20 protein-coding genes and 3 pseudogenes are annotated in these 18,128 nt (G+C 40.9%); 14 read left to right on the plus strand and 9 right to left on the minus strand.

The genetic code is table 11. From position 1 onward, the window contains the following. Positions 1-39 precede the first annotated feature (39 nt). From ACH32G_RS13890 to ACH32G_RS13905, 4 genes are all read left to right on the plus strand, one after another. On the plus strand, positions 40-291 hold the full coding sequence (locus ACH32G_RS13890; protein WP_047474519.1) for a DUF2535 family protein: 252 nt from the start codon (positions 40-42) through the stop codon (positions 289-291). A 98-nt stretch (positions 292-389) separates the two neighbouring features. Then, positions 390-971 (plus strand): SCO family protein, encoded by a 582-nt coding sequence (locus ACH32G_RS13895; protein ID WP_029575231.1) that lies wholly within the window; start codon positions 390-392, stop codon positions 969-971. A 77-nt stretch (positions 972-1,048) separates the two neighbouring features. Next, entirely contained in the window at positions 1,049-1,804 is a 756-nt protein-coding gene (locus ACH32G_RS13900; RefSeq protein WP_049628650.1) for an SGNH/GDSL hydrolase family protein, read from the plus strand. 9 nt (positions 1,805-1,813) lie between these two features. Then, positions 1,814-2,377: a YpmS family protein gene (locus tag ACH32G_RS13905; RefSeq protein ID WP_016936676.1), complete on the plus strand. Its 564-nt coding sequence runs from the start codon at positions 1,814-1,816 to the stop codon at positions 2,375-2,377. A 51-nt stretch (positions 2,378-2,428) separates the two neighbouring features. Here the strand turns inward: ACH32G_RS13905 and ACH32G_RS13910 are convergent, their stop codons facing one another. Then, the gene (locus tag ACH32G_RS13910; protein WP_013352592.1) at positions 2,429-2,854 is read right to left on the minus strand and encodes a MarR family transcriptional regulator; all 426 of its coding nucleotides are present in this window, start codon (positions 2,852-2,854) and stop codon (positions 2,429-2,431) included. Between the two features lie 133 nt (positions 2,855-2,987). Between ACH32G_RS13910 and msrA the strand changes: the two genes are divergently transcribed. Both msrA and msrB read left to right on the plus strand, forming a co-directional pair. After that, complete coding sequence (gene msrA / locus ACH32G_RS13915) at positions 2,988-3,521, plus strand: peptide-methionine (S)-S-oxide reductase MsrA (RefSeq protein WP_047474523.1); 534 nt, start codon at positions 2,988-2,990, stop codon at positions 3,519-3,521. Position 3,522: 1 nt separating this feature from the next. Further along, positions 3,523-3,957 (plus strand): peptide-methionine (R)-S-oxide reductase MsrB, encoded by a 435-nt coding sequence (msrB, locus tag ACH32G_RS13920; RefSeq protein WP_448814455.1) that lies wholly within the window; start codon positions 3,523-3,525, stop codon positions 3,955-3,957. Between the two features lie 41 nt (positions 3,958-3,998). Here msrB and ACH32G_RS13925 read toward each other — a convergent pair. From ACH32G_RS13925 to ACH32G_RS13940, 4 genes and pseudogenes are all read right to left on the minus strand, one after another. Beyond that, positions 3,999-4,619: pseudogene (locus ACH32G_RS13925) on the minus strand (polysaccharide biosynthesis protein); the annotation flags it as partial. Next, positions 4,595-6,279: pseudogene (locus tag ACH32G_RS13930) on the minus strand (recombinase family protein). The pseudogenes ACH32G_RS13925 and ACH32G_RS13930, both read right to left, overlap by 25 nt. A 508-nt stretch (positions 6,280-6,787) precedes the next feature. Continuing rightward, the gene (locus ACH32G_RS13935) at positions 6,788-7,162 is read right to left on the minus strand and encodes a YoqO family protein (protein ID WP_016936662.1); all 375 of its coding nucleotides are present in this window, start codon (positions 7,160-7,162) and stop codon (positions 6,788-6,790) included. Between the two features lie 813 nt (positions 7,163-7,975). After that, positions 7,976-8,356, minus strand: coding sequence for a MerR family transcriptional regulator (locus ACH32G_RS13940; protein ID WP_448814456.1), 381 nt, complete (start codon positions 8,354-8,356; stop codon positions 7,976-7,978). A gap of 95 nt (positions 8,357-8,451) precedes the next feature. On the opposite strand from ACH32G_RS13940, the gene ACH32G_RS13945 reads away from it, so the two are divergent. Next, on the plus strand, positions 8,452-9,288 hold the full coding sequence (locus ACH32G_RS13945; RefSeq protein WP_448814457.1) for an SDR family oxidoreductase: 837 nt from the start codon (positions 8,452-8,454) through the stop codon (positions 9,286-9,288). 139 nt (positions 9,289-9,427) lie between these two features. Here the strand turns inward: ACH32G_RS13945 and ACH32G_RS13950 are convergent, their stop codons facing one another. Then, positions 9,428-10,036 carry a TetR/AcrR family transcriptional regulator gene (locus ACH32G_RS13950; RefSeq protein WP_198697797.1) on the minus strand — a complete coding sequence of 203 codons (609 nt, stop codon included), beginning with the start codon at positions 10,034-10,036 and terminating at the stop codon, positions 9,428-9,430. A gap of 114 nt (positions 10,037-10,150) precedes the next feature. On the opposite strand from ACH32G_RS13950, the gene ACH32G_RS13955 reads away from it, so the two are divergent. The 4 genes and pseudogenes from ACH32G_RS13955 (at position 10,151) to sprB (ending at position 12,886) form a co-directional block, all read left to right on the plus strand. Further along, on the plus strand, positions 10,151-10,723 hold the full coding sequence (locus tag ACH32G_RS13955; protein WP_448814458.1) for a cysteine hydrolase family protein: 573 nt from the start codon (positions 10,151-10,153) through the stop codon (positions 10,721-10,723). Positions 10,724-10,745: 22 nt separating this feature from the next. Then, a complete protein-coding gene (locus ACH32G_RS13960) occupies positions 10,746-12,254 on the plus strand; it encodes an MFS transporter (RefSeq protein ID WP_448814459.1) in 1,509 nt (502 codons plus the stop codon). Positions 12,255-12,584: 330 nt separating this feature from the next. Next, positions 12,585-12,707, plus strand: a pseudogene (locus tag ACH32G_RS13965) (hypothetical protein); the annotation flags it as partial. 2 nt (positions 12,708-12,709) lie between these two features. Beyond that, the gene (gene sprB, locus ACH32G_RS13970; RefSeq protein ID WP_007612049.1) at positions 12,710-12,886 is read left to right on the plus strand and encodes a recombination directionality factor SprB; all 177 of its coding nucleotides are present in this window, start codon (positions 12,710-12,712) and stop codon (positions 12,884-12,886) included. A gap of 33 nt (positions 12,887-12,919) precedes the next feature. On the opposite strand, the gene ACH32G_RS13975 is transcribed toward sprB, so the two are convergent. Continuing rightward, positions 12,920-13,345 carry an SDR family NAD(P)-dependent oxidoreductase gene (locus ACH32G_RS13975; RefSeq protein ID WP_327815691.1) on the minus strand — a complete coding sequence of 142 codons (426 nt, stop codon included), beginning with the start codon at positions 13,343-13,345 and terminating at the stop codon, positions 12,920-12,922. Positions 13,346-13,677: 332 nt separating this feature from the next. On the opposite strand from ACH32G_RS13975, the gene phyC reads away from it, so the two are divergent. Then, positions 13,678-14,829 carry a 3-phytase gene (phyC, locus tag ACH32G_RS13980; RefSeq protein WP_448814460.1) on the plus strand — a complete coding sequence of 384 codons (1,152 nt, stop codon included), beginning with the start codon at positions 13,678-13,680 and terminating at the stop codon, positions 14,827-14,829. 49 nt (positions 14,830-14,878) lie between these two features. Here phyC and ACH32G_RS13985 read toward each other — a convergent pair whose 3' ends face one another. Continuing rightward, positions 14,879-15,835 carry a CgeB family protein gene (locus ACH32G_RS13985; protein ID WP_049628646.1) on the minus strand — a complete coding sequence of 319 codons (957 nt, stop codon included), beginning with the start codon at positions 15,833-15,835 and terminating at the stop codon, positions 14,879-14,881. Between the two features lie 6 nt (positions 15,836-15,841). Next, complete coding sequence (locus ACH32G_RS13990) at positions 15,842-16,273, minus strand: hypothetical protein (protein WP_016936653.1); 432 nt, start codon at positions 16,271-16,273, stop codon at positions 15,842-15,844. 208 nt (positions 16,274-16,481) lie between these two features. On the opposite strand from ACH32G_RS13990, the gene cgeC reads away from it, so the two are divergent. Next, positions 16,482-16,781, plus strand: coding sequence for a spore maturation protein CgeC (gene cgeC / locus ACH32G_RS13995; protein ID WP_415273118.1), 300 nt, complete (start codon positions 16,482-16,484; stop codon positions 16,779-16,781). A gap of 63 nt (positions 16,782-16,844) precedes the next feature. Then, complete coding sequence (locus tag ACH32G_RS14000) at positions 16,845-18,116, plus strand: glycosyltransferase family 2 protein (RefSeq protein WP_188154155.1); 1,272 nt, start codon at positions 16,845-16,847, stop codon at positions 18,114-18,116. Positions 18,117-18,128 lie beyond the last annotated feature (12 nt).

Below are 18,128 nucleotides of genomic sequence, written 5' to 3' on the forward strand. Positions count from 1 at the left end.
TAATAAAAAGAAAACAATCGAAAAAGAAGGATTGATATCTTGTTACTCAAAAGCCTAGAGTTCAAACGACAGGACGGGATTCAGGTGAAAGTGACAGAAATACCGGTTGTCACGAAAGGTGAACATTATTTTTTTCAAATTCATCGGCACCTTGAGCTTTATTTGAGAGAAGTTTTTGCTTCACGAAGTGTGAGAACAGTGTATTCATTCCGACAATATGTTAAGCGCCGTATGAAGTGGAAAGATTACGAGGCCGTTTTCAACCAAGAGGTATTAAAACATAACGCATGACGGCGCGCATTCCTTAGCGCCCTCCTTTTGATAAGGGAGGGTGCGGGGATTTTTTTATGATGAATGCTGTAAGCGTTTTATCCATGGGGGGAATGGAAATGAAAAAAATGAAAAGCTTCGCTGCCGTCATCTGTTTGCTGCTCTTGTGCGCCTGCGGGGGGAAGACGATAAAAGACCCGCTGAACTATCAGATTGAGCCGTTTTCCTATCAGAACCAAGACGGAAAAACAGTGTCACTGAAAAGCCTGAAGGGGCATGTCTGGATTGCGGATTTTATGTTTACAAATTGTAATTCCGTCTGTCCGCCGATGACAGCCCATATGACTGAACTGCAAAAAAGACTGAAGGCTGAGAACCCGGATGTGCGGATTGTGTCGTTCAGTGTAGATCCTGAAAATGATACGCCTAAACAGCTGAAAGCATTTGCTTCCAAATATCCGCTCTCACTTCGCAACTGGGATTTTCTGACCGGTTACAGCCAAAAGGACATTGAAGATTTTGCGCTGAACAGCTTTAAAGCAATCGTCAACAAGCCGAAGGGGGAAGATCAGGTCATACATAAAACTTCTTTTTATTTAGTCGGACCTGACGGCAAGGTGCTTAAAGATTATGACGGCGTGCAGAAAGTTCCGTATGATGACATCCTCTCAGATGTCAAAGCGGCTGAGAAGCTCAAGTAAACTGGCAGATTAGACATTTTCAAATCTGAAAAAACATGTTACACTTTCCACTAGTAGACGGGGAAGGAGCAACCAGATTGAAGCTGCGAATGTTCTCATTGATCGCCGGACTGACCTTGCTTTTATCAGCTTGTTCTGTCCAGCGCACCGGTTCTGATGCTGAAGAACCGAAAACGAAAGATCATATTGTCATAGCTGCGGTCGGAGATTCATTGACTGAAGGAGTAGGAGATTCTGACGGTTCAGGATACGTCGGCAAGGTGGCGGATTCCCTTAAGAAAAAGGGACATGTGAAAACGGTAGATATTAAAAATTATGCGGTGCAGGGCGACAAGACGTCTGACCTGCTTAAAAAGCTTGATGATAAAAAAGTGCAGAAATCATTGAAGGGCGCCGATTATATCTTTTTTACCATCGGCGGTAATGATTTAATGAAGGTGCTCCGCCAGAACGTTATGCAGCTGACGGTTCAGCCGTTCCAAAAGGAAGAGAAACCTTTTGAAAAACGGTTCAAGGCGATCATTTCAAAAATACGCAAATACAATCAAAACGCTGAGCTGGTGTATGTCAGCATGTACAATCCGTTCACATTTACGCTGCCTGAGTTAAAAGAGATTAACGGGGTTGTGACTGATTGGAACCAGATCGCCGCAAAAGAGCTGAAAAAAGATCCTCACGCCGCCGCGGTGAATGTTGAAGACTTGTTCAGTCAAAAAAGCGGCAGCAGCCGCATTTCAAAGGATGATGATTTTCATCCGAATGCAAAAGGGTATGCACTCATCGCCGATCGATTGTACGGCACTATTGAAAAACAAGGGTTACCAGCAGAATAGGGTGAAATGATGAAGAAATGGAAATCGCTGTTTTTTATTCTTCTTGCACTCAATGTGATTGCCGCCGCGGTAATCGTGACATTGATGGTTATGCCGGGAGAACAGGCGAAAATACAAGATGAGACAAAAAGCGAGTACGGCTTTCATATCACCAGCTCCAAAGAATCACTTGCCAGGTTTGTGAATTCGTACTTAAAAGAGAAGGCATCGAATCAGCTTGACTACAAAGTGGACATCAATAACGACGTGCACGTAGCCGGTAAAATCAAGGCGTTCTCAACATCAATTAATGCGGTTGTCACATTTGAACCGTCCGTACAAAAGAACGGAGATGTGGTTCTGAAAGTGACGAAGTTTTCATTAGGTGAATTAAGTCTTCCGATCAGCTTTGTGCTGAATTATATGGACAGCTTTTACGAACTGCCGTCATTTGTGCACGTTCATCCAAGTGATAAAAGCATTGAGGTCCGTCTGTCGGAAATGCCATTAGACAACGGTATGTATGTTAAGGCTGATAAAATCAATCTCGACACGGATGAAATTGAATTTTCCTATTATCATCCGAAGCAATAAGTTTTCATAAAAAAAACACAGATCCTTTCTGGGATTTGTGTTTTTTACGTTTCAGCGTTTTTTATCCAGCTTGCTGAACAGTTTGATTAACGTTGCGAGCTCTTCATCAGAGTAGCAGTCAAACCGTTTAAAAAAGTATTCTGTTTTTTTCTGGTTGAAATGATCGACAATTTTCTCCCCGTCTTCCGTAATATGGATTCTGATAATTCGTCTGTCCTCTTTAGAACGGATGCGGGTGATCCATTCCTTTTCTACTAAAGCGTCGGTCACTGCGGTAATGTGGCTTGCGGAGACCTCAAGAATGGGAGCGAATTCCGTAACTTTTTTAGGACCTTGTTCACTGAGAATCCGTAAAATGGTGAATTCGTTCCTGGACAGCTCTTTATCTAGAATTTCATTAACTTCATTTCTGATTTGTTTAAACACTTTTCGAAGCAAAGCTTCCATATCATACATCATTTGTGTTCTTACTTTCAAATCATGAACCTCCAATATGTAGTCAGCGCGGTATTCGGCTTATGCTTCCCCTGAAGAAAGCAGAATTATTTTTATTCTGTTTATACATGCTATAATATAATAATACCACGTATGAACAAAGGAGGGCACCCGTATGTCAGAAAAAAAAGAAATCGCCACATTTGCAGGCGGCTGTTTTTGGTGCATGGTGAAGCCGTTTGACGAACAGCCCGGAATTGAAAGAGTGGTGTCCGGTTATACAGGAGGCCATACTGAGAATCCGACTTACGAAGAAGTGTGCAGTGAAACGACCGGCCACAGGGAAGCCGTTCAAATCACATTTCAACCAGACATTTTCCCGTATGAAAAGCTTGTCGAGCTGTTTTGGCAGCAGATCGACCCGACTGACGCAGGCGGCCAGTTCGCGGACCGCGGAAGTTCATATCGGGCGGCGATTTATTACCATAATGATGAACAAAAAGAGATAGCTGAAGCCTCAAAAAAACAGCTTGAAGACAGCGGCATCTTTAAAAAGCCGATCGTGACAGACATTTTAAAGGCTGAGCCTTTTTATGAAGCGGAAGGCTATCATCAGCATTTTTATAAGAAAAATCCTGATCACTACGGGCGCTACCGTGTAGGCTCCGGACGTCAAGGATTTCTGGATGAACATTGGAGGGACAGATAGGATGGCTCTAAATAAAGAAGAAAAAATCAAATCATTAAACCCCATGCAATACGAAGTCACGCAAAACAACGGAACAGAGCCGCCATTTCAAAATGAATTTTGGGATCACAAAGAAGAGGGGCTTTATGTTGATATCATTTCAGGAAAACCCCTGTTTACTTCTCTGGATAAATTCGATTCTCATTGCGGATGGCCGAGTTTTACCAAACCGATTGAGGAAGAAGAGGTTGACGAAAAACTGGACACGAGCCACGGGATGGTCCGGACGGAAGTGAGAAGCAAAACAGCGGACTCCCACTTGGGCCACGTTTTTAATGACGGCCCTGGGCCGACCGGTCTCCGTTATTGCATTAACTCTGCGGCACTCCGTTTTATTCCGAAGGATAAGCTGAAGGAAGAAGGCTATGAAACCTATCAGCATTTATTTGAGAAATAGAGCTCAGCAATGAGGCCTGCCGATTTAGACAGGCCTTTTTTCTATGCTTTTTTTTCTTCATGTAATCGTTCAATAATCTTTACGACTGTGTCTGTTGTAATGAGCGGCGCTTGATCGGATTGATATCTGGGGAGATTGACCTTCTTGAATTCAGGGTGTTTGGCGGGGTCCGGCAATATCGCGTAAAGATTGCCCCATTCATATAAAGATTCCGTTTCATGAGGGGAGGTCAGTTCTTCGTGAAGTTTCTCCCCGGGGCGTTTTCCTACTTCAACAGCGGCGGGGCGCGGCAGTCCGTGCCGGATCGCATATTCCTCAAACCCGTGAAGCAGTTCTTCAAGCCTCAAGGACTCCATTTTAAAAATAAACGTTTCTCCGCCCTTTGTAATCGCCGCAGATTGCAGGGTAAGCATTGCTGCGTCATCAATCGACATAAAAAACCTCGTCATATTTTTATCCGTAATGGTGAGCGGGCCGCCATCCATCATCTGTTCAAATAATATAGGAATAACAGAACCGCGTGAACCGAGGACATTGCCGAAGCGGACCGAACAAAACACCGTACCGCGGTTTTGAACATGATGATTTGCCTGATGAAACAGCTTCTCGGACAACAGCTTCGTAGCTCCCATTGTGTTCACCGGAGAAACGGCTTTATCGGTTTTTTAAGATATTTACTGCATTTTGAGGGACTATCAGTGACGGTGAGATCGAAAACGAAAAATTAAACCTTAGGATGGGGGTGATTTCAAACTGAGCTGGAATTGGCCCTTTTCTTTTTTGTGTCATATTAACGATAACTTCTTTGAAGACCATTCTTAATAGCGCGTTCTTTTTTTCTGTGTTTGATTCAATGTGATATTGATCAATTATCTTATTGATGTTGTTTCTGACTGTATTACTGTCTATTTCTGTTTGCGCTTCCTGAGTTCCATTGACCTCATTCTTGGCAATCTGGAGTTCTTCAAATTCTTTATCTAAAACAGCTTTTCTTTTCAAAAAAAGTTCATCAGTGTAAATGCCGCTTTCATATTTCTCGAAGATAAAATTCTCTTTGTTTTTTAATTCTTGTTCTTTTTGTGAAAGATGTTCACATATTTGCTTCTTTGTTTTCACATTATTATTTCCGTCTTCGTATTTAGAAATCATTGAAATGATATGTTTTGTTAAAGTCTTATTATCTAAGTTGTTTAAAGAAGAGAGGTAATCCAAAATGGCATTTTCAACATCGTTATATCTCACATAAGTGCATTTATTCTTTTTGCAAGTGAGTGATTTAACGTGATAGACACTTTTTGTGCCGTTTTTGTTTTCTCGCGTTCGCTTAGTGTCATATTTAGATAATGGTTCACCGCACTTGGAACAAGTGCATACGCCTGCCAATTCACTTAATTCCAATGTATTTTTATTAGGCAGCAAGGGGACTTTGTTTGCAATTTTCTCTTGTGATTGTTGAAATTGCTCTTGATCTATTATGGGGGCATGTGCATCCGGTACTACAATTTGTTCCTTTTCAGGTCTAATTGTTCGTTTACCGTCTTTTGTTTTTTCTCTAACCTTATATTTAACAGTTCCGATATACGCTTCGTTTTGCAGAATTGCTTTAATTGTGTATTGATTCCAGCGCTTTTTTCCTGATGGAGTAGGTATTTGTAATTTTGTTAAGTGAGAAGCAATCGCTGTATAACTATAATCTTTTCCATTCAACCCATTTAAAAAGATGTTAAAGATGAATTGAACGACTTTTGCTTCTTCCTCGACGGGGACTAGTTTGGATGTTTTTTTGTTCAACCTGTATCCAAAAGGCGCTAGTCCGGAAATCCACTTCCCTTGCGCCGCATATGTGTATTTAGCGCCTGTCATACGCTCTCTGGTCATTTCAAATTCTTCTCTGGCCATAAATAATTCAAAACGAATCTGACGCATGTCTGCAGGATTTCGAGGGTCATAAACTTTATATGGTGTAATGATAATTAATCGCTTGCTTTGAAGAAGGTTAACTATTTGTCCGGCATCACTGTAGCTCCCGCGGCTGAGTCTTGTTAATTCTTTAACAGCAATTGCCTGGTACTTGCCTTCCTCGAGGTCTTTAAGACATTCTTTAAAAACGGGGCGACCCTCAATGCTTTCTCCTGACCCGATTTCCATTTTTAATTCATAGGGGATTTCAATCGACTTCAGTATTTTATTCATGAGTTCTTTTTGTTCAGTTAGCGTATCTTCGCCTGTTCTTTTTTCTCGCTCCAAATCCTGACGAGAGCGTCTAAGATACCCCAAAATATTTGTAATGTTGTAAGAATTAACGATGTTTTTTAACTCCAAAAAATCAGCACCTCCTCTTTATTGTATTTACTGTAAAAACAGAAGTATTCGTACAATATTCTGTCTGACATTGAATACGAAAATAGCCTAATAAATTGTAAGGGCTGTATTCTTTGAGATCCATTCTAATCGTATTCATTTTTTAATTAAACGCCGACTGTCATTAACAGGGTTTTTTTGTTCATACCTTGAAATGTCAACGCATTTCATTAGTGGCAGATAAGAATGAGTGACTATTCTTCAAATCAGTTTAAAATGGGGTGATTTTATTGACTAACTTTATCCATAAGACTATCAAAGGTAATTTAATGATAAATTTTGGTAAAAAATGAAGAAGAGTTCATTAAGATGGAGTGCAAAACACAGCGGTATAAATGATGAGGAATTAAGAATCGTTCTGAATCAATTCATCATTGACAGAAGAGAGTCTGCAAAAGTCGATATTGCGTTTGATTATGTACATAGAAGACGGCATAAAAAGAAATGGTTAGCTAAAAAAGGCAAAGAGTCAATGCTCTTTACCATCAGGTGTTTTCCTTAAGCGGTCTGCCATATGCTTAATTAAACTAAGCGCAGCAGTCACTAATCCAATAACTAAAACAATTTCAAGTAAAAGGATAAATCCAAAATTTAAACCGCGACTTTCAAAGTAATCACCAGTAAAAAAGAGCAATTGATAAATTCCAAGCATTAGTACAATAAAGGAAGCGCCTATAATAGCCAGAGACTTTTTAGAGAACTCCTTAGTATGTTCAAAATTATAAACCAATAAGAACAAAAAGAGACAAGCCATGGCGATCTTTTGAGTCAATGAATCACTTGCTGAAAACTCATGCACAAGTAAGGAGATAATTAACCCAGTCATTCCGATTATTTTGTTCATGATTTCACCTGCTTTGAATAAGTATGATCTGGTGTCAGCTTACCAATTAAAGGGGATTTTCTCAAGATGATACACATTAAAGTTAAATTAAAATCGTGATTTTAACTATTTATTAAGAGGCGACAAAATGAACATTAACATTGCAAAGATTCCTACTTATGAACACAGGATTGGTTCTAATCGCAGCCGAGGGCACAATTATTGAACGTGGTGAAATCCCAGTGGATACGAAATGCAGATTCGGCCGCTGACTGGGATCACGCTTAAGACGGTGGTTGTAGATAATATTGCACAGAAAATTGGGGAGGAAGATACAATATACCATTTCGTTAATGGTGGTTGGGAAAAAACCGAAAAGGACGAGTTTTTTTCGATTTCAATATTGATGATTATCGTTATGGAAGTATATTTGTTCCGAATAGCACGTACAAAATTCGCAAAGGTGATCGTATCGCACAAGCATTAATCAAACCGGTCATTATCAAAAGTCCAATTCGTGAAAAGATCTATAAGAATTTGGCTCTGTTAAAGAATCGTGTTGATTTTTAAATTAACATCATAGCTTGGTATTTAATAACTTAGTTCAGTTTTGGAAAAATAAAAAACATATGAAATGCATGCAAATTTGGCATGCATTTTTTTGTTATATCAAGTTTTATTGCGTTACTTGCATTGAAACTATATACCAATTTGCAAATCAACTTTCAATACTGAAATTTCCATTGAAGCCTTGCAAATTTATGTGAAAAACGATTTTAAATACATGTACAAGTCAAACCAATGCACAACTTAGTCAGAATATCGAAGCTTTAACTAGGAATTGGTCTTTTCTGGGTCATTCATCATTGTGATTCTGTATTCCAACATCATGTTAAGAGTTCCAAGCATCTGTTCCATTTCGTCCTTCTTACGTTCGATTTCTATTAACTTTTGGCGAATCCATTCAATTACTTGTTGATTGGTACGTGTATTTGAATCACGATCTTGCAAAATTTCCTTCACTTCCGTTAGTGAACAACCCACCCCTTGAAACTTCTTTACCAGATTCAGACGTTCAATCGCTTTTTCTGTATAGTTACGATAGTTATTTTCCTCTCTCCGTATATGCCGACTGTCTAATAAACCTTCCTTTTCATAAAAACGAATGGTGTGGACTGATAAGCCCGTCTTTTCTGATAATTCTCGAATCTTCATAAAAATCTCTCCTCGATTTAATTTGCCTTAGAGTTAACTCTATAGTATAGAATCAACTTGTTCAATAAATAGTACAACTCAAGGAGGGCATTTTTATGCGTATTTTTGTGACAGGAGCAACAGGTTACATCGGGTCTGCTGTCGTCCGAGAACTCATCGATGCTGGTCATAAAGTTGTCGGCCTTACACGTTCTGACAATGGTGCCATGGCACTGAAGGAAGCTGGGGCTGAGGTGCACCATGGAGCCCTTGACAACCTCGACAGTCTTCGCAGCGGAGCCGCATCTGCGGATGGTGTCATTCACCTGGCGTTTAAGAACGACTTCTCGGACTTCGCTGGTTCGCTCGCAACGGACCTGCGTGCAATTGAGGCGATTGGGGAGGTGCTCGAAGACTCCAACAAGCCGTTCGTGACCACTGCTCATGCAAACGGAACGGCATCGGATAATGCGGTGATCGCACTGGCTGAGCGTGGGGTGCGGACATCGATTGTGGAGCTTCCGCCGTCCGTCCACGGCGTGGGCGATAAGGGCTTCGTACCGAGGCTGATCAACATTTCCCGTGAAAAGGGTGTCTCTGCTTACATTGGCGATGGATCCAACCGTTGGTCAGCCGTACATCGGCTTGATGCGGCACGCCTATTCCGTTTGGCCTTGGAATCGGCCCCAGCAGGAACACGGCTTCAAGGGGTCGGAGATGAAGGTATAGCATTTCGAGACATAGCAAGCGTCATCGGTAAGCACCTGAACTTGCCCGCAGTCAGCATTTCACATGAAGAGGCAGATGCACACTTTGGCTTTCTTGGCTTAATTGCCGCTCTTGATTTACCGAAGTCAAGCGCATTGGCCCAAAAACTCTTGGGATGGCGGCCTGTGCACCCAACACTTATCTCGGACCTAGAGCAGGGTCACTATTTCAAAAAGAAGGATTAATCTTTAGCCCTTTTCATTACGAAAAGGGCTGTTTTGTTAAAATTGAGGCTTACGAAGGATTATATGCTGCATTGAAAAAAAACATAAAAAATATAGAGGCGGAGTAAATGACCGAAACTAAGACGAACACAATTACTGCTTAATCAGATATAAACGTTGAGTAGATTTGCTCCAAAATAATTTCAGGAGAATAACCGCGAACTTCTCTTTGAAATAAATAAAAATCACTCCTTAAAGCTTGAAGTAACGTATCCGATCTAAATACATTGTTAACTTTCGGGAATCCGGTTTCGTATATTTCTTCAAAAAGATTGACGAATATTTGGTGTAATTCACTATAAATCGGACCTTTTGATAGGGGATTGCGGCTTTTGCTTGGAGCAGCATCTTCAACACCTTTAAGCAATTGAGCTTTATTTTCTCTGAATTGGATAAATAAACTTAGTACGCCTTTAAATCGTAACCGGGGTGACTCTTCTCTATGCTCCTCTAAATACGCATCTATATCCTCAAATAGTAGAACTACGTTGTCCCTAATTAAATCAAGGCACAATTCTCCCTTATTTTTATAACGTCGATAAAGAGTTCCAGGACCGATTTTTGCTTCTGTTGCGATCTGATTCATGCTAACCTCTTCAACACCATTTTGTTCAAATAATTTAAAAGCAGCATCTAAAATACGTTGGCGATTCTCAGCTGCGTCACGACGTTCAGTGTGCTTATGTAATATTTTTTTATCATTAACCATGCAAATATCACTCCAAAAAATGATTATATAATTGACAAGTGGAGATATCTCCGTTTATTATTAAAAGGAGAGCTCTCCACTTATTGTATCCTATTGAAAAGGAGATTACAACATATGTTAAATCAAAATGGTAAAACTGCACTATTAGTAATGGATCTGCAAAATGGAATCGTACCACATTTAGGAGAAAATCTAGAACAAGCTTTACTGCCATTTCAAAAGGCAATAAAAGCCGCCCGTAAACATTCTATTCCAGTTATTTTTGTCAGGGTCGGATTTAGTGAGGGTTATCCGGAAGTCAGCATGAAAAACAAGGCGTTTTCAGCTATAAGTAAGTATGGTGCTATGACGGTCAATGATCATGCAACACAAATTTATGAATCCGTTCAACCCGAAGCAAATGAACCTGTTATTACGAAATATAGAGTTAGTGCTTTTAGTGGAAGTAATCTGGAAATGATCTTACGGGCGCAACAAATTGAGTCACTTGTTCTCAGTGGAATATCTACAAGTGGGGTCGTTTTATCCACTTTAAGAGAAGCAGCGGACAAAGACTTTGAAATTAAAGTGTTAAATGACGCTTGTTTTGATCCAGACCCAGAGGTTCACCGAGTTCTAATGGAAAAGGTATTTCCACGTCAAGCCGATGTGTTAACGGTCCAATCTTGGATTGATGCATTGAATTAAACAAAGAGGGTCTGTTTCCGTTATGGTGAAACAGACCCGACTAATTTGCCTTCAGTTTTTCTATGATTTACACAGCCGTTTTTTTATGGTTCCCGAAACCTTTCAAGATGAAATGAAGGAAGGAATAAATTTGTCTATATTTAGTAGCAACAGGAAGGCTGCAAATAAAAATCATTTTAATCAAAAACTGGTTGCTCCAATGGTTTTAGGTTCCATTCTCAATCCTATTAACTCTTCGATCATTTCAGTTGCTTTAATTCCAATTGGTCAGGCGTTTGGAGTACCGCCTTCTCAAACAGCATGGCTTGTTTCTGCTTTATATCTTGCTACGGCAATTGGACAGCCAGTTGTAGGAAAGTTAATTGATATTTTTGGTCCAAGACTTCTTTTTTTAATTGCAACATCATTAGTAGGTATCTCTAGTTTAATCGCAATCTTTGCCCCTAATATATGGTGGCTAGTTTGCTCAAGAGTTCTACTTGGTTTTGGAACCTGCGCCGGTTATCCTGCCTCTATGTATCTTATCCGTAGTGAAGCAGAGCGAACAGGTGAGGAAAGTTCAACGAGTATTCTTACATTATTAGCGATCTCTAGCCAAACGATTGCTGTTGTTGGACCAACCTTAGGGGGACTGCTTATTGAATTTGGCGGTTGGCAAAGTATATTTATCGTAAATATTCCTTTATCATTAGCCTGTGTGTTCTTAGGTTACTACCGGTTTCCAAGGGGTTTAGGAGATTCCCTTAGCAAAGAGGAGAAAAATACTTCCATTGATTTTATTGGTATCATTTTCTTTGGAATCACCCTAATTTCTGCTCTCCTTTTCTTAATGAGTCCGGATTGGCATAATGTATATTTATTAATAATTGCAATCATCGCCGGTGTCATTTTTACTGGCTTCGAGTTGAGAATCAAAAATCCTTTTATGGATTTACGATTATTAGGCGGGAATACCCCCTTGTTATTAACGTATACCAGAGGTTTGCTTTCAGCTACCGTATCATACAGTTTCCTTTATGGATATACCCAATGGTTAGAAACAGGCAGGGGGCTGTCCCCTTCACATTCTGGTCTGTTGTTATTGCCGATGTTTTTAACGTCGATCATCATTTCTAAAACAACCGGAAAAAATCCTGCGATCCATATGAAATTGATTGTAGGGAGTATCGTTCAGTTTATTGCTATGTCACTGCTGTTATTTACAAATCATTCAAGCAGTCTTATTTATCTTGTTGTCATTGCTATACTTTTCGGAATACCTCAAGGCATATTGAATTTGGCTAATCAAAATGCGGTCTATTTTCAGGCTGCTTCCAAACAAATCGGCGCTTCAGCAGGTTTGTTAAGAACCTTTATGTACATGGGAGCTATGCTGGCTTCTGCTGCCAATGGATTGTTTTTAAAATCCGAAGCTATTACAAATGGTCTCCACAATGCAGCAATATTCAGTTTAGTCATTTGTTTGATTCTAATTATTACCCTATTCGATCGATCATTGAGCAAAGTTGGAAAAAAACACATGAATTTGTGAAAAGGAATTTTTATATTTTTCTATAGTCAGCAATCAGTCAATTTGTTGAACAAGAATTAAACGGGTGAAACATATTAGCCATGTATAATATGTTTTACCCGTTATTTTTTGTGGCTTTTATGGATATTGATAACTGAAATTCGGTAATATAACTATCCCTCGAATGGCTCTTTGATTGAACGCAGTAACATTGGCGATACAAACAAAATATCACCGCCTACTTAGAACATAATAGCTAAGCGAAGGTGATATATAAAGCGATATGGCAGTAGTACTTAATGGGATTCAATGAGCTTCGGTGAGTTGTTTTTAGGCGAGTTAACCAAGGATGAAAAGAAAAAAGTAAACCATACATATTATTTGAACAAGCTTTGCGAGGCTTTGATAAAGAAAGAACAGTCAAGAGACGAACCATTACATACATATAATACTCCTGTGAAAGCGGGGGTGTAGCTTTGGAACCTTACCAACGTTATGAGGAATTAAAAAAGAAAACAATAAAGGTTGTCCATAAAGATAATTACAGTATCCGCTATATAGATCAGGATGAAGCAAGTAATGACTTAGATGAATTTTATAAACAATTTGCTCAGCATTTATTGGAGGCTGCTTTGGAAAGGAGTGCAGAGTAAGTTTCTTTTTTTGATTTGTTTGTAGTAAGTATCCTAATAAACGGATTTATCGGTACTGATATTAATCACATGCGCCACCTCTTGCAGCAAAGCGGCTTCTGCGACATTTTGTCCGCCGATAAGGTTGGTTTGAATGGCTTCAAACGGATGATCCTCACAAGTCGGAACCTGCTTCAGCGCAGCGGCGTGAAAGACAATATCAACACCTTTCATCACTTGGTTTACTCTTCTGTAGTCACGTACATCGCCGAGCACAAATGACAGTCTTTGTTCATCCGCATATTTTTGTTTCATCACATATTGTTTGCTGTCATCTTTGCTGAATACAATGACTTCTTTAGGCGTTAAGAGCAAAAGGCGTTTAACAATTTGGCTTCCGATTGACCCTGTCCCGCCGGTGACGAGAACAGTTTTATCGTGAAAAAATGGTTTTAGCTCTACTGCTTGCTGTTTAGGCATGGCTTATCCTCCAACTCTCGTTTCTCTACCATGCATCATATGTTGAACAATTTCAGCGAGTTAATGAAAGCAACCAATAAATCAAAAATTAGAGAAAATCATTAATCTGATGCGCTTTCATTTCGCTTGATCCGATTAATAGAAAAAGAATTACTAACAAAGAATTACTAACAAATCATTGTACTAAATATTCACTTGTAATTCTGCTCTCGTCTTTTTTTCTTCTCTCAACACGAATTTTCACTTTCTTACAATTTTCACAAAAACTTAACACTGATGATTCTGTATGTATTTTACAATTGAAGTGCAGGTATAAAAAAGGAGGAAGTAAAATGAATCATTCAAAAACACTTTTGTTAACCGCGGCAGCCGGACTGATGCTCACATGCGGTGCCGTTTCTTCTGAGGCCAAGCATAAGCTGTCTGATCCTTATCATTTTACTGTCAATGCGGCGGCGGAAACGGAACCTGTTGATACAGCCGGTGATGCGGCGGACGATCCTGCGATTTGGCTGGACCCCAAAACTCCTCAGAACAGCAAATTGATTACGACCAATAAAAAATCAGGCTTAGTCGTTTACAGTCTCGATGGTAAGATGCTTCATTCCTATAATACCGGGAAACTGAACAATGTCGATATCCGCTATGATTTTCCGTTTAACGGAAAAAAAGTCGATATTGCGGCAGCATCCAACCGGTCTGAAGGGAAAAATACAGTTGAGATCTACGCCATTGACGGAAAGAACGGCACATTGCAAAGCATTACAGATCCAAAAAATCCAATTGCATCAGCAATTGATGAAGTATACGGTTTCAGCTTGTACCACAGTCAAAAAACGGGAAAATATTACGCGATGGTGACAGGGAAAGAGGGCGAATTTGAGCAATATGAATTAAAGGCGGACAAAAATGGATACATATCCGGCAAGAAGGTAAGGGCATTTAAAATGAATTCTCAGACGGAAGGAATGGCAGCAGACGATGAATACGGCAGTCTTTATATCGCGGAAGAAGATGAAGCCATTTGGAAGTTCAGCGCCGAACCGGACGGCGGCAGTGACGGAACGGTTATCGACCGAGCCGACGGCAGGCATTTAACGCCTGACATTGAAGGATTGACGATTTACTACGCTGCTGACGGTAAAGGCTATCTGCTGGCATCAAGTCAGGGAAACAGCAGCTATGCCATTTATGACAGACAAGGACAGAACAAATATGTGGCGGATTTTCGCATTACAGACGGGCCTGAAACAGACGGCACAAGCGATACGGACGGAATTGACGTTCTGGGCTTCGGGCTGGGGCCAAAATATCCGTTCGGTCTTTTTGTCGCACAGGATGGGGAAAATATAGATCACAGCCAAAAGGCAAATCAAAATTTTAAAATAGTGCCATGGGAAAGAATTGCTGATAAAATCGGCTTCCGCCCGCAGGTCAATAAGCAGGTTGACCCGCGAAAACTGACCGACAGAAGCGGAAAATAAACATACAAAAAGCAGCTTGGATAAGCTGCTTTTTCATGTGAAGAGCGTTTCATGAGAAAGTATCGGAGCGAATAGCCGTAAGCACGGCCGGAAGCTGGTCATACGTGTAAGCCGGCACTGTCTCTTGATAATTAAGCGCCGCAATTCGTTCACGTTCAGTTGGGTTTGTCATATAAAATTGGATCTTATCCGCAAAATCCGCAAGCCCGCTGTAAGAAACAAAGGATGAAAAAGGGGGCGCGGGAGATAGATCTGTCAGCTGAAATGTCTGACAGGCCGCAATGTCAAAGCTTCTCGTATTTAAACTGATATTTTGGATGCCGCGTCCATTCTGATTGAGCGCAAACCGGTAAGAACGGTGCGGGTTTAAGACCACGTCTGCGCTGTTGTAATACAATGCGGCATGTTCAGGTTCAATCCATTCATCCATTATGAGCACATTTTTCTGTCTGGCGATTGTTTTAGGCAGATGTCTGCGCCATCCCTTCCCGATGATACGAAGCGTATACGGAAGCTTCGCCGCTGCTTTCACGAGTTCAACACGATTCGGATACGGATATCCGATCAGAAGCAGATTGGTGTGAAGAGAAGCGTCAGGCGCTTGTTTCGTAAAAATCCGCTGATTAACGGGAATCGGGACATAATATACGTGCTGTAAGCCCATTTGCCGATAAGCATCAAGAGCGTTTTGTTCTATGGTCAAAACGGCATCGGCGAGCGGGGCGATTTTCGCGCTCACATCAAAATAAAAAGGGTCCTCCGTCAGCCATAGATAGACGGGAATCTGCTCTGTTCTCAGCCATTGAAGCCATTCTGACGGAATACGGTCGCCCGCCATCATCAGACTGATGTCAGGTTTGAATGCCCGTATGCTGCTGATTGTATCTTCCTGAAGCTCAGAAACAGAAAAAAAGCGGACGGAAGACTGTAAAAAACCTTCCTCGATCCAGCGGTCAAAATACGTGTAAATGCCTTTATATCCTGAACGGATATATAGAACGTTCATCTGCTGTTACGAAGTGAAGGTGACACTTTCGACTTTGTCAACGTCAAGCAATGTTGTAGCAGAGCCTGCCGGTGTAACGGAATTTTCCTGCGTAACATAAACAATTCCGTGAACTTCGTCAAAGAAAACAAATTGAACCGGACCGATCATGTCTCCTGAATCCATCACAATGCTGATAACAGTGCCGGGCTGAACTCTCGCAAAAATCCATCTCGCCGCTAATGAAATGCCGCTTCCTAAAACAGATTGAGCGCTGAGACTGTCTTGCGCAGCTGCTTCATCCACTTTTGCATCAATTGCCGATTCTAATAAATCTTTTATATTGTTTTCCACGTTATCTCCTCCATCTGTGCCGCTAGATAAAGCGCTGTTGTCAAATATAGGGTTCAAAAGAGTTTTCAATAGCTTCTTTTTGAGCTCTAAACGATCCTCACTCATGGGATCATACACCTCCTTTAACTATTTCAACCTCACGTTTATTCATATTCCTGATTGGTGTGATTGGTATAAGTCGAATGCCGTTTTGCCGTATTTTTTTCATATTTAATAAAACCGCTGAATTTAGAATCAGGCTTTATCTGCCTATGCGGATTGCAAGCGTGCGACATACGTTGTATAGATGAAAAAAAGAAGGAGAGGAATTATTTTGGATTCAGAAGAAACTGTAAAACGCGGGGGTTTTGATGAGGAATTTCATCTTTTACTGCTGCTTCTTCTTTTGGTATCGCGTCAGCCGTCAGGAGATCAATCAGATTTGCGGCGTCAGCTTGTGATGGCAAAAGAGCTTGGAGTTCCTGTTTCACGTGTCAATCTGGTTAACGGCAGCACATTGCAGAACGTGATTGTCAAAGAAGTGCTGTCAGATTTGGCCGTTTTTCAAAATCCTCTCAATAATACGAGATCAAATGTCGCGATTTCAAGCATCGTCAGCTGGGGTGCTTTTTAATACCAGATATCAGGCTCTGTCATTTTCGGAGCCGTTTTTTATGTGTTCAGAAGGGGTGATGGGATGGAAAAGAAGATCTCGATTATCTTAACGAGTTACAACAAACCGGATCTCGTGAAACAGGCGATTGAAAGTGTGTTGCAACAGACCTACAGCAATTGGGAGCTGTTTATAATGGATGATCATTCAAATGAAGAAACCTCGGCGGCCATCAGTACGTATATAAAAGATCACCGCATATACTATTACAACAGTTTTATCAATCCGGCTGAACGGCTGAAATCGACCCGGTATGCCGTTTTGATTAATGATGCGCTTACACGGATTAAAGGTGAATACGTCACTTATCTGACGGATGACACCGTATATCATCCGGATAGACTCAGCCGCATGGCGGAAACGCTTAATCAATGCACCGAATTTGATGCCGTCTATTCCAGTCAGAAGGTGGTGCATGTAAACGAGCGCGGAACAGAGCAATTCCACTTTTATCGTTTTGCTGATGACGTGCTTGACCAGGCTGCTTTTCTCGTTGATCACTGTTCAGTGATGCACAGGAAATCATTGCTTCGGTGTGTGAAGGAGAAGTACGGCAGTTTTTGGGACGAAGATGTCATGCATTGGAATCACGGAGACTCTGTTTTTTGGAGCAGGCTCAACACATTTACATCATTTCTGCCGATAAAAGAAGTGTTGGATACGACCTATAAAACACCCCACTCATTCCAGAATACGTATCAATCGCTTCCGTCAGAGCTGGTTGACGGGTCTTTTGTAAAGGGGACGGATCAGAAAGTATATCAGCTTGACCGGAATAAAAGAAAGCTTGTCAATGAGCGCTGGCGACCGCTATATGAAGGAAGAGCCGTCGTCATTCCGGATCCTTTTTTATTTCAATACGAGGAAGAGAACGCTGCCGGTATTCCGAATTTTCAGCTCGTCACGGATCAGTGTCATATCTATTTTGTAGAAGACGGGACGAAAAGGCTGATTGATCTTAACGCCTTTCGCTTTTACCAATTTAAACGCCGCGGCATCCTGGCTTTAGAACGGGATGAAATCCAAGCGCTGCCGGACGGTCCGCCGATCAGATGGGAGAGATCGGGCTGTGTTCAGCATATTCCCGGAAGAATGCTGTTTCGCATTGAACGTGAATTTTATGTTTATTTGAGAGGGGTTCTCCATCCGATCAGTCAGGATGTAGTGAAACGCTTTTTTGCGAATCAGAAGGCGGTACCCATTTCCTTTCAACAAATTAAACAATTACCAATTGGAAAGCCGTTCTATCCGATGTACGATGAAATTATAAGAAATCTCAATATCACAAAAGGATGAGAGATGCAGTTG

This window comes from Bacillus sp. CIS52, assembly GCF_053545315.1.

Excerpts from the sequence above, each read along its gene's own strand:
- ACH32G_RS13895 (WP_029575231.1), top strand. The coding sequence starts at position 390 with ATGAAAAAAATGAAAAGCTTCGCTGCCGTCATCTGTTTGCTGCTCTTG.
- ACH32G_RS13905 (WP_016936676.1), top strand. The coding sequence starts at position 1,814 with ATGAAGAAATGGAAATCGCTGTTTTTTATTCTTCTTGCACTCAATGTG.
- msrA (WP_047474523.1), top strand. The coding sequence starts at position 2,988 with ATGTCAGAAAAAAAAGAAATCGCCACATTTGCAGGCGGCTGTTTTTGG.
- msrB (WP_448814455.1), top strand. The coding sequence starts at position 3,523 with ATGGCTCTAAATAAAGAAGAAAAAATCAAATCATTAAACCCCATGCAA.
- ACH32G_RS13935 (WP_016936662.1), bottom strand. The coding sequence starts at position 7,162 with ATGAACAAAATAATCGGAATGACTGGGTTAATTATCTCCTTACTTGTG.
- ACH32G_RS13940 (WP_448814456.1), bottom strand. The coding sequence starts at position 8,356 with ATGAAGATTCGAGAATTATCAGAAAAGACGGGCTTATCAGTCCACACC.
- ACH32G_RS13945 (WP_448814457.1), top strand. The coding sequence starts at position 8,452 with ATGCGTATTTTTGTGACAGGAGCAACAGGTTACATCGGGTCTGCTGTC.
- ACH32G_RS13950 (WP_198697797.1), bottom strand. The coding sequence starts at position 10,036 with ATGGTTAATGATAAAAAAATATTACATAAGCACACTGAACGTCGTGAC.
- ACH32G_RS13955 (WP_448814458.1), top strand. The coding sequence starts at position 10,151 with ATGTTAAATCAAAATGGTAAAACTGCACTATTAGTAATGGATCTGCAA.
- ACH32G_RS13960 (WP_448814459.1), top strand. The coding sequence starts at position 10,746 with ATGGTGAAACAGACCCGACTAATTTGCCTTCAGTTTTTCTATGATTTA.
- ACH32G_RS13975 (WP_327815691.1), bottom strand. The coding sequence starts at position 13,345 with ATGCCTAAACAGCAAGCAGTAGAGCTAAAACCATTTTTTCACGATAAA.
- phyC (WP_448814460.1), top strand. The coding sequence starts at position 13,678 with ATGAATCATTCAAAAACACTTTTGTTAACCGCGGCAGCCGGACTGATG.
- ACH32G_RS13985 (WP_049628646.1), bottom strand. The coding sequence starts at position 15,835 with ATGAACGTTCTATATATCCGTTCAGGATATAAAGGCATTTACACGTAT.
- ACH32G_RS13990 (WP_016936653.1), bottom strand. The coding sequence starts at position 16,273 with ATGAGTGAGGATCGTTTAGAGCTCAAAAAGAAGCTATTGAAAACTCTT.
- ACH32G_RS14000 (WP_188154155.1), top strand. The coding sequence starts at position 16,845 with ATGGAAAAGAAGATCTCGATTATCTTAACGAGTTACAACAAACCGGAT.